The organism is Oribacterium sp. (assembly GCF_057249185.1).
On the sequence record NZ_DBHIGR010000076.1, the window covers coordinates 1 to 9,712 of the forward strand.

A 9,712-nucleotide genomic window follows, 5' to 3' on the forward strand; every position below is an offset into this window, starting at 1 on the left:
AAGACCAAATATACAACAAAATATTTTTTTCCCGACTACATTACTACCTATATCATGTATGTAGGGTGCTAAAATAAAGGCAACCATAGGAAAAAATACTACCATTAATCTTATCATTATATATCCTGAAGCTTCAAACAACATCGCAATAACAGATTCTTGAAGAAAATAAGTCTTATCTATATGATAAAATTCTTCAGCAAAATAGCTATTCCTATCTCTTATCATAGGCATAATGACCGTTATAAAAACCGTGGCTATAGCACATAAAGAAGCAATCGCGCCAATGCTCTCTTTGTACTTTTCCAAAAAACTTTTTTGCTTCCTGTCCTCTTTCTGATTAACCAACACTCTAACATACTTAACTCTCTTCTTTTCCATTTCCCCTCCGCCAGTTGATTTCTTCCCCTTTTCTTATTTTTATATTCTAGCATGATGATAAAACGCTGTCTATTTTCTATATTTTTCACCATGAAAAGAACTGTTTATTATCTATTTTCTCATATACTTTTCTTGAATTTATGCTTTTTGAAAAGAGATATTTAGACCAATATCTCCCCATTTATGCTATGATAGTCTTCGTTTATCAGGGTAGCATTTCCCTCCCAAAAGAAAGGAGCAGTCATGGATATCCCCAAAGATCCTTTTATCTTACTTAGTTTCATCAATCTGAAATTAAGGGATGAATACAATAGTTTAGAAGATTTGTGCTTGGATTTACAGCTGAATAAAGAGGAGCTTTGCCAAAAATTACAGGCGGCAGGCTTTGAATATCAAGAAAGCCAGAAACAATTTCGTTAAGATAGCCTAAGGAGGTTTTATGCGTTGTTTAGTACAAAGAGTGAAAGAAGCCAGTGTTTCCGTTTCGGGAAATGTCATCGGAGCCATTGAGAAGGGCTATCTGATTCTTCTTGGGGTAAGCCAGACCGATACGGAAGAAGTGGCGGATAAGATGCTGAAAAAGGTTTTGGATGCCCGTCTTTTTGAGGATGAAAATGGAAAGACTAATCTTTCCATTCGGGATGTTTCCGGCTCTCTTTTGGTGGTGAGCCAGTTTACCCTTTATGCGGATACTCGACGGGGAAACCGTCCAAGCTTTATCAATGCGGGAGCACCTGACCATGCCAATGCCTTATATGAGTATTTTTGTAAAAAGGCGGAGGAGCAAGGAATGCCTCTTGCCCATGGACAGTTCGGCGCGGATATGCAGGTTGCTTTAATCAACGACGGTCCCTTTACCATTATGTATGATAGTGAAGCGCAATAGCCGAAAAGGAGTTCCTTATGAATACTATGCAAAAAGAGGATAATTGGGATTTCTCCAAAGAAATTCTTGACGACTTGCTTCGGCAAGGTTTCACGGGAGAAGAGCTTGAGAAACAATTTTATGCCATAAAAAATGAAATTCCAAATGGCATACAAGCTATGCTTCATGAAGCACAGCTTGTGGCTGAAGGCAAAACGGAATTTCAAAGCTATGAGGATATATTTGAATAAGCCAAAAGCAGCCGGAGAGAATTCTGCTTCCCTCCGGCTGCCTTTTTCATTTTCACGGAACAATTCCTCATCACGGAATCGTTCTTTTAGTTCTTTTTCTTTTTCTTCTTTTAAAATCTTGTTTTCTTTCGGAAAAGTCCTTTAATTCTACCAAGGGACTCCTCCTTCAACAAAGCCCCAATTCTTACTCTGCCGCCTTGATTCCCTCTGCTACAGAAACTCTGGCGCGAAGAGAGGTGCTGTAGGTCACCACTACAGGCTTTCCAACATTTTCCGTAGCGGTCTTATTCACCTCCGCGTTACCGTCTGTGGTGAAACGGAAGCTGTGGCTGTCATCGCACTTTAAGGTAACGATGTTCCCGTCTACCTTCTCGATGGTTCCCTTAATCTGAAGGTTGTTGGCCTCTTCCTCTTCCAGCGCATCCTCGGTAATGGTATAGAAAGCCAACGGATTGTTCTTCACATCTCCCAGATAGTAAATGCTGATTTCCTTGCCAACGCCCAAGCCTTCCTTTGTAAGATCCAGCTCAAATGCCGGTCTTTGGAAAACGAAGGTGTCGCCGTACTTTTTGCCTTCTGTATCCTCTCCCTGGGTAGCCGCCTCACGGAAGTCGGGAATTTCCTTTACGGTAATGCTCTTGTCGTCCACCGCGGTGATTTCACCGTAGAGATTGGACTCGTCATTGAAGTCCTCTGTGGTAAACTCGTAAGGAACGGATACGGTTACCGTTTTAATCGTCATGCCGTCCTGAGGCTCTGTGCCCTCATAGCCGATCTCCACCTCGTCTCCTGCCATAAGGTCCCAAGTAGAATCCAGTTTCGCGCCCTTGCTGTCAAAGGTGTAAACCTTTCCCTCTCCGGTTTCTACCGTTAACTTTCCTTCTTCAATCTTCTGTATCTTGGCACTAAGACTATTCTCCGATAATGCTTCAGAGCTGGGTTCCTCTGCTGCCGCCTTTGATTCCTGGCTTGCCTTCTTTCCACAGCCTGCTGCAAAAATCATAAGTCCTGCCATGGTAATCAAAATCGCTTTTTTCATAGTTGTCCTCCTACTGTATTTCCACTTCTTTACGGTCAAATGCAGAAATGTCTACTGTTCCGATTCAAGGAACATTTTCATACTAACAGATAGATGGGAATATAGTATTGCCTTTTTCTGTCTTATTTCTTAAAGAATACGAAGAAAATGCAGGGAATTCCACATCTTTTTCATGATTTTTTCTAAATCTTATCTCTTCTCTTCCTGCCGTGCAGGGCTATCCCATTGCGTCCGGGTATGTTAAGGATAATTTCTTGTTCTCTTCCTGCCGTGCAGGGCTATCCCGCTTCTCCTTGACGGAGGAAGACGTTTATCGGATTTTCTTCCCTACGCATAAGACTATTCTTCTCTCTCGTAGAAAATCATGTCCTTAATTTCAGTGGGCAAATACTGCTGTTCCACATAGTGTCCCGGATAGTCATGGGGGTATTTATAGCCTATGCCCCGTCCCAGCTGCTCATGCCCTGCGTAATGGGCATCTCTTAAATAAGAAGGAATAGGCAAATTCCCTTTTTCCCGAACCACTTCGTTAGCGGACATAATGGCCTTGACACAGGCATTGGACTTTTTTGCAGAAGCCACATAGGTACAGGCTTGGGACAAAATGATTTGGGCCTCCGGCATGCCGATTCTCTCCACCGCAAGGCTGGCGCTGGTAGCCAAAACCAAAGCTTGAGGGTCTGCATTTCCCACATCCTCCGATGCGCAAATCATGATTCGTCTGGCAATAAAGCGGATATCCTCTCCGGATTGCAACATTTTCGAAAGATAATATACCGCCGCCTGAGGGTCCGAGCCTCGCATGGATTTGATAAAGGCGGAAATGGTGTCATAATGCTCCGACTCCCCGTCATAGCGAAGAAGCTTCTCCTGCATACATTCCGCCACCACCTCCTTAGTGATGCGGATTTCCCCGGTCGCAGAAGGATTGGTACTAAGAATCGCAAGCTCTAAAGCATTTAAGGCCACTCTGGCATCTCCGAAGGCATGCTCTGCCAAAAAGGTACAAGCCTCTTCCTCCAGCACCGCATTATAATTTCCCATACCTCGAGTCTTATCCTGCGCCGCCGTTTGTAATAGCTTTACAATATCTTCCTTCTTAAGGGAGTGTAATTCGAAAAGCTGAGAGCGGGAAAGTAGGGCGGTATTCACCTCAAAGTAGGGGTTTTCCGTAGTCGCCCCGATCAAAATGATGGTGCCCTCCTCCACATGGGGCAGAAGATAATCCTGCTGGGCCTTATTAAAGCGATGAATCTCATCCACAAACAAAATGGTTTTCCTGCCGTAGCCCCCCATATTTTCCTTGGCTCTTGCCACCGCATCTTCCATATCCTTCTTTCCGGCAGTGGTGGCGTTGATGGAGATAAAATCCGCCTTGCTGCTGTTGGCAATCACCTTCGCTAAAGAAGTCTTTCCCGTTCCGGGAGGTCCGAAAAAAAGAAGAGAATGCAGCTGGTCTGAGCGAATCAGACGGGATAAAAGCTTATCCTTTCCTAAAATATGCTCCTGCCCCACCACTTCTTCCAAGCTTCTTGGCCGCATTCTGGCGGCTAAGGGTGCCATCTTCTCTTTATTTTTCTCTGCCTGGTAGCTAAAGATATCCATGCTTATCCTTTCTTATTGAGATACAATACTATTGAAATGCAATACTGTTGAAATAAACTACTTTGCAAAGCAAAGTGATTGATTACTATACTGCTATAATTTGTACTTCCAGGCTTTATTGTAGCTTGCTCCCCTTGCTTCCACAAGCTTATCTTCCTAAGCTGATTTGTTGCCGGTTGAGTGTCCTTGTGTAGTTAATCTCCCCCTTAATCTGAAGCTTCGTCTATAGAATCACCCCAAAGCTCCTACTTTTGATTTGACATCAACATTTTGGAAGGATAAAATGTTGATATATCAACATTTTAGAAAGTAAAAATATCCATTCATCAACATTTTAGAAGGTGAAAATATCCGTCTATCAACATTTTAGAATAAATAACATCAATCCGACAATATATTGGGAAGATTTCAAGCTTTTTATAGAACAGCCATAGATTTCCCTCACGAAATTTCATTCCAAAATGTGGCTATATTTGCAAAAGAGGAGCAAAGAATGTTAAAGAGAAAAGTGATGAGTCAATTGTGGAATTGGAAAAAACAGGAAAAGAAAAAATCTTTATTGGTTCTTGGGGCAAGACAGGTGGGAAAGACCTATGCCGTTCAAGCATTTGGGAAATCCGCATATAAAGAGATGCTGTATATTAATTTCAAAGAAAGCAACTCCGATCGCTCTATTTTCACCGGAGATTTAACTGTTGCTTCCATGATTACCGCCATGCGCTTTCGCTATCCCAACTTACAATTTATCCCGGGAGAAATCCTCATTTTCTTAGACGAAATTCAAGAGTGTCCGGAAGCTATCACTTCTTTAAAATTCTGGACCTTGGATGGGCAGTTCGATATTATCGCCTCCGGTTCCCTCCTTGGCATAGATTACCAAAGAGCCTCTTCCTATCCGGTAGGATATGTAGAGTATTTGCGAATGTTCGGCTTAGACTTTGAAGAGTTTTTATGGGCAAAGGGTATTCAGGAAGATCTGATTTCTGATTTAAAAACTCTCTTTATAAGGAAGACACCGGTAGCCGAAGCTATTCATAATACCATGATGTCCTATTTACGAGAATATCTCGCCCTGGGAGGAATGCCCGAAGTCTTGGCGAGCTTTATGGAACATCAGGATTTTCGAATCGCAGATCAAATACAAAAAGAGCTTTTGATGGGCTATCGTTACGATATTGCCCACTACGCTCGGTCTGATGAAAAAGTCAAAGCGGAAAAATGCTTTTTATCTTTAGGAAAGCAGCTTCTGGACAAAGAAAATCATAAATTTCAATACAAGGAAGTGGAAAAAGGAGGAAGGGCACAGAAATTTTATTCCAGCATTGACTGGCTCTTTTCGGCAGATATGGTCTCCCTTTCTAAATTAGTGACAGACGTGCAGTACGATCTCTCCGACTATGCCAGAGAGGATTTTTTTAGAGCCTACACTACAGATTTATCTTTACTGATTGCCATGAAAGATTTCGGTTTGAAGCAGCATATTATCGAAAATACCCTCCTGGCCAATACAAAAGGAGGCTTATATGAATGCCTAATAGCGGATATGCTCATCAAAAAAGAACTCCCCCTTTATTTTTACAAAAACGAAAGTAGTAAAAAAGAAATTGACTTTTTAACACAAAAAGATGGAGAAATATGGGCTATCGAGGTCAAAAGCGGACAAAGTAGAGCAAATTCTTTAAACTGGCTGATAAATCAGAAGCATGTTTCCAGAGCTTATAAATTTCATGACGGAAACATTGGCGAAGAAGGAGGCGTTCTATCTATGCCCCTCTATATGGCGATATTTTTATAAGAAGGGAAGGAAAATCTATGTGGTGGGAAGAATGCAAAAGTATAGAAGCAAAGATTATTGCCATGCGAAGGGACTTGCATAAAATACCGGAGCTTGGCTTTCATTTGCCAAAAACTCGAGAGTATGTCACTCATCAATTAGAAGAAATCGGCATTCCTTATCAGATTTCTGAAAAGGACAGCAGCATTATCGCCACTTTAAAGGGAAAACAGCCCGGAAAAGTTCTGGCTATTCGGGCGGACATGGATGCCCTGCCCATAACAGAAGATACTGAGCTCCCCTTTTGTTCCGAGCATAAGGGTTGTATGCACGCCTGCGGTCATGATGCCCACACGGCTATGCTGTTGGGCGCTATTCGGGTTCTCTATCCCCATCGAGAGGAACTGAGGGGAGAAATTCGTTTTCTCTTTCAAACCGCTGAAGAACAGGCAAAGGGGGCTGCCGTTTTACTGGAAAAGGGCGCTTTAGAAGGGGTATATGCCATTTTCGGCATGCATATCGGAAGCATCTTAGGTAAGGATATTCCCAGTGGTACTATGGTCTGTGTCCCCGGCTCGGTAATGGCGTCCTATGATCGTTTTATCCTGGATGTGCAGGGTGTGGGTTGCCACGCCTCCACTCCGGAGAAAGGCATTGACCCCATCAACATTGCCGCCCATATTGTATTGGCTTTGCAAGCGATTCCCTCCAGAGAAATTGCCGGAACGGAGCCTGCTATTCTCACCATCGGTCTGATTCAGGGTGGAGAGCTCTACAATGCGATTCCCTCCACTGTACGGATTGAAGGGACTACCCGAGCTTTTCAGGAAGATATTCGGCAAAGACTGGCAAAGCGTATCAAGGAAGTTTCAGAAAATACTGCCAAGGCCTTTGGAGGAGGCGTAAGCCTCACCATGGACTTCGGTGCACCGCCTGTTACCAATGATTCGGATTTGACTGCATTGGCGCAGGGCTGCCTCAAAGAAGTTTTTCAGGATAAGCTCCTGACCCGCATAGACAAGCCCAGTATGATCGGGGAGGACTTTGCCCTATACCAGCAGAGAGTTCCGGGATGCTTTTTATTTTTAAGTTCCTCCGATTCGGAGAAGGGTACCGATTACCCCCACCACCACGCTAAGTTTACCGTGGATGAGGATGTTCTTTGGAAGGGAAGCGCTGCTTTCGTGGCTCTGGCGGAAGGTTTTCTAAACGGACAATAATCAGCTTAAATCTTTGATTTTATAAATTTTAGCTCTGTTACCACATAACGTAAAACTCATAAACGAGATACCGCACACTACGCGAGCGATACTCGTTAAGAATGCAAAAAGCGACTTCCTTGGGAAAATCCCTTAGAAATCGCTTTCTTTATTCTTACCTTATCGCCAAGTAATGGGCTTGGTTCTATCCGGAATTATCTCAATCCAGTATCCATCCGGATCTTCGATAAAATAAATTCCCATGCCGTGATTCTCAAAACAAATGCATCCCATCTTTTCATGCCGGTCATGGGCCGCACCGATATCCACCGTCCTAAGAGCCAAATGGAACTCCTGCTCTCCCAAGTCATAGGCTTCTGTTCTATTCTTCAGATAGGTTAACTCCAAACGAAAATCCGTAGAATCATCTCCCAGATACACGATGATAAAATCATCCTGCTCATTTCTGCTTAATTCATGTAAGTCCAGCGCTTCCTCATAAAAGCGCAAACTTCTCTGCAGATCCAGTACATTAAAATTAAAATGATTAAATGAAAAATCGCTCATTGCTTCCCCTTTTCCGTTGTCCTTCAACTATTCTGTCTGTCCATCTCCGCAAGTGTTTCCTTAGGATAACAGAGAAAAACTTCAATGACAAGGAATTCCCCAAAGAATAAAGAGAATTTTAGAAACAAATAGGAGAAACTAACGGGGGTATCAAAGGGACTATCACCAATACTATATGCGTATCAAATCAATAGGTCCGAAGCGGGGCACGCTCTCGCTAACTTCGCCTCATAGGGGTTCTAAGCTTTCAAATAACAAAAGCTAAGAACCCATGGGCTCAGATTACCCCTGCTTCGGACCTATTGATTCGATGCGCTGTTTCATTCTATTTTTCTTAGTCCCTTTGAGACTTTCTTTTTCGTTAAGCCTTCTTTAGGAAGATATGCTCCAAAAATCTCAGGCAGGCATAGATGGTAAAGCCTGCGGCAATGATGGTTTCCAGTAAAACCACCGGCTGCATGAAGGCAAGGCTCATTCCCATTTTCCCTAAAACCATCACGCTTTGCTTTGTAGCAATAGCGGAAATAACGAAGGGGAAGGTGAAGGCTGCATAGCTTGGGTAGAAGGGGAGCTTCAGGAAGGAAATGCTCTTTACCAGGGCAAAAAGGTAAATCACTGAGGTTGCTGCCAGTAAGAAGAGTACAAATCCCTGATTCTTCTCCGCAAATGCCTGATTATAGCCGGCAGTGCAAAGAGCCATAGGTGCTGCATAGATCATCATTAAAGGCTTTGCAGGTTCCGGTACCGGCATTTTCAGATAACGTTTCGAAACCACCACCAAAAGAATCAGCAGGGCGATAAAGCCGAAGTAAAAGATTCCCTGTCCCAAAGCCTGCATTTTATAAGCAGGAGAAGTAAGGGATGCCACTACGATTCCCACATAAACGATGTACCATACTGTATGGACATTTTTCTCCTCAAAGTGTAAAACGTAGGTCTTGGTGAAATAGAGGAGTAAAAGAATCTGTAGCAGAATGGCTACACACCATAAGGGAAAGGCAATGCCCGGAACAAAGGGCTTTGCATACACGGAAAACAGCATTAAAGCCATGGGGAAGGTGGCGGTAACACCGGCGCCAATGGGATTGCTGAATTCTTCTTTGAGTACTTGTGGAAAGAAAATCGCCTTACACAGAAGAAGAAGGAGCAGTACAAAGGCTACTCCTCCAAAAATCAGGCGAATCCCCTCACCGTAGGACTGTAATAAATTTCCCAAAGCCGCCATTCCCAAAATCACACCGGAAATAGCCAAGGGCACTCTTTTGATTTTTTCCATACTTCCTCCTTATACCACTTCTTTTACAGGTGGAAGGTAAGGTGCTTCCAGACCCTTAATAGGCTCGGAATCAACATTTTCAACGCCTAACTCTCTGCAAAGAATCTCTGCAACCTTTCCGGCGCAAAGTCCTGTGAAAGCAATACACTGCTTCTTATGCTCTCCACCTGCCATATCAAAGCCTCTGGTAAGAACACGGCAGCAAGCGGCATGCTTAGCGTTGGAGTCTCTGAACCAATCGTGTAATTCCTTGGACAATGCCATTAAAGCATTTACCTTTGGATCCTTAGGTCCGTCCGGTGTTGTTCTACCGAAGAACATACCAAGAGCAAGGATTCCGCCGTTTAAAGCTCCGCACATACAGCCGGAACGACCTGCTCCGATAGACATACCGGAAGACATGGCAATAACGGACTCCGGAACATCAGCCTGGAAAGCGTCACGGATTACGGACATTACCGCCTCACAGCAGAAATATCCGCCGGCATACTGCTCCTCTGCCTTTCTCTGTACTTCCTGAGGGCTTACCTTCGTTGCATGATAAGTAACAATAGACTCCATATTATTCTCCTTCTTTCTTTGCCGTCTTTCCCTGTCTTATTTCAGAAAACAGAATCTCTTTCGCAAAATTTCTTTCGCTTTCAAGATAAAAAAAATTTCCCCTTCGGACAGGCTCTTTCCGGTCTATGAAAGGAAAATGTTTTACGCTCACTTCTGTTTCTCGGAAAAGTGATTTTGAGGAAAGACAATGATGT

At 43.4% G+C, this 9,712-nt stretch carries 11 protein-coding genes; 5 read left to right on the forward strand and 6 right to left on the reverse strand.

Annotation, left to right across the window (positions count from 1 at the left end; translation table 11 throughout):
- The coding region (locus ACO4PX_RS05745; RefSeq protein WP_485571953.1) for a hypothetical protein at positions 1 to 381 on the reverse strand (381 nt) is incomplete at its 3' end.
- A 243-nt stretch (positions 382 to 624) separates the two neighbouring features.
- On the opposite strand from ACO4PX_RS05745, the gene ACO4PX_RS05750 reads away from it, so the two are divergent.
- From ACO4PX_RS05750 to ACO4PX_RS05760, 3 genes are read left to right on the forward strand one after another with little or no spacing between them, the layout of a single operon-like run.
- Positions 625 to 801, forward strand: a complete 177-nt coding sequence (locus ACO4PX_RS05750; RefSeq protein ID WP_308580311.1) for a DUF4250 domain-containing protein — start codon at positions 625 to 627, stop codon at positions 799 to 801.
- A gap of 19 nt (positions 802 to 820) precedes the next feature.
- Complete coding sequence (dtd, locus tag ACO4PX_RS05755; RefSeq protein ID WP_007158255.1) at positions 821 to 1,267, forward strand: D-aminoacyl-tRNA deacylase; 447 nt, start codon at positions 821 to 823, stop codon at positions 1,265 to 1,267.
- A 17-nt stretch (positions 1,268 to 1,284) separates the two neighbouring features.
- Positions 1,285 to 1,497: a hypothetical protein gene (locus tag ACO4PX_RS05760; protein ID WP_485571954.1), complete on the forward strand. Its 213-nt coding sequence runs from the start codon at positions 1,285 to 1,287 to the stop codon at positions 1,495 to 1,497.
- 184 nt (positions 1,498 to 1,681) lie between these two features.
- Here ACO4PX_RS05760 and ACO4PX_RS05765 read toward each other — a convergent pair whose 3' ends face one another.
- Together ACO4PX_RS05765 and ACO4PX_RS05770 are read right to left on the reverse strand one after the other, a co-directional pair.
- Positions 1,682 to 2,536, reverse strand: a complete 855-nt coding sequence (locus ACO4PX_RS05765) for a hypothetical protein (RefSeq protein ID WP_315271856.1) — start codon at positions 2,534 to 2,536, stop codon at positions 1,682 to 1,684.
- Positions 2,537 to 2,875: 339 nt separating this feature from the next.
- Positions 2,876 to 4,141: a replication-associated recombination protein A gene (locus tag ACO4PX_RS05770; protein ID WP_455016821.1), complete on the reverse strand. Its 1,266-nt coding sequence runs from the start codon at positions 4,139 to 4,141 to the stop codon at positions 2,876 to 2,878.
- Between the two features lie 493 nt (positions 4,142 to 4,634).
- Here ACO4PX_RS05770 and ACO4PX_RS05775 point away from each other — a divergent pair, with 493 nt between their 5' ends.
- Positions 4,635 to 5,936 carry an ATP-binding protein gene (locus ACO4PX_RS05775; RefSeq protein WP_485546012.1) on the forward strand — a complete coding sequence of 434 codons (1,302 nt, stop codon included), beginning with the start codon at positions 4,635 to 4,637 and terminating at the stop codon, positions 5,934 to 5,936.
- Positions 5,937 to 5,953: 17 nt separating this feature from the next.
- Positions 5,954 to 7,135, forward strand: a complete 1,182-nt coding sequence (locus tag ACO4PX_RS05780; protein WP_485560409.1) for a M20 metallopeptidase family protein — start codon at positions 5,954 to 5,956, stop codon at positions 7,133 to 7,135.
- 159 nt (positions 7,136 to 7,294) lie between these two features.
- On the opposite strand, the gene ACO4PX_RS05785 is transcribed toward ACO4PX_RS05780, so the two are convergent.
- The 3 genes from ACO4PX_RS05785 to ACO4PX_RS05795 form a co-directional block, all read right to left on the reverse strand.
- Positions 7,295 to 7,681 (reverse strand): VOC family protein, encoded by a 387-nt coding sequence (locus ACO4PX_RS05785; RefSeq protein ID WP_040649632.1) that lies wholly within the window; start codon positions 7,679 to 7,681, stop codon positions 7,295 to 7,297.
- 361 nt (positions 7,682 to 8,042) lie between these two features.
- On the reverse strand, positions 8,043 to 8,957 hold the full coding sequence (locus tag ACO4PX_RS05790; protein WP_007158263.1) for a TDT family transporter: 915 nt from the start codon (positions 8,955 to 8,957) through the stop codon (positions 8,043 to 8,045).
- A gap of 9 nt (positions 8,958 to 8,966) precedes the next feature.
- Entirely contained in the window at positions 8,967 to 9,518 is a 552-nt protein-coding gene (locus ACO4PX_RS05795) for a C-GCAxxG-C-C family protein (RefSeq protein WP_040649634.1), read from the reverse strand.
- Positions 9,519 to 9,712: the final 194 nt, after the last annotated feature.

What these genes read in the sequence shown, in the direction of transcription:
- ACO4PX_RS05790 (WP_007158263.1), bottom strand. Translation starts at nt 8,957, where the DNA reads ATGGAAAAAATCAAAAGAGTGCCCTTGGCTATTTCCGGTGTGATTTTG.
- ACO4PX_RS05785 (WP_040649632.1), bottom strand. Translation starts at nt 7,681, where the DNA reads ATGAGCGATTTTTCATTTAATCATTTTAATTTTAATGTACTGGATCTG.
- ACO4PX_RS05750 (WP_308580311.1), top strand. Translation starts at nt 625, where the DNA reads ATGGATATCCCCAAAGATCCTTTTATCTTACTTAGTTTCATCAATCTG.
- ACO4PX_RS05760 (WP_485571954.1), top strand. Translation starts at nt 1,285, where the DNA reads ATGAATACTATGCAAAAAGAGGATAATTGGGATTTCTCCAAAGAAATT.
- ACO4PX_RS05795 (WP_040649634.1), bottom strand. Translation starts at nt 9,518, where the DNA reads ATGGAGTCTATTGTTACTTATCATGCAACGAAGGTAAGCCCTCAGGAA.
- ACO4PX_RS05780 (WP_485560409.1), top strand. Translation starts at nt 5,954, where the DNA reads ATGTGGTGGGAAGAATGCAAAAGTATAGAAGCAAAGATTATTGCCATG.
- ACO4PX_RS05765 (WP_315271856.1), bottom strand. Translation starts at nt 2,536, where the DNA reads ATGAAAAAAGCGATTTTGATTACCATGGCAGGACTTATGATTTTTGCA.
- ACO4PX_RS05775 (WP_485546012.1), top strand. Translation starts at nt 4,635, where the DNA reads ATGTTAAAGAGAAAAGTGATGAGTCAATTGTGGAATTGGAAAAAACAG.
- dtd (WP_007158255.1), top strand. Translation starts at nt 821, where the DNA reads ATGCGTTGTTTAGTACAAAGAGTGAAAGAAGCCAGTGTTTCCGTTTCG.
- ACO4PX_RS05770 (WP_455016821.1), bottom strand. Translation starts at nt 4,141, where the DNA reads ATGGATATCTTTAGCTACCAGGCAGAGAAAAATAAAGAGAAGATGGCA.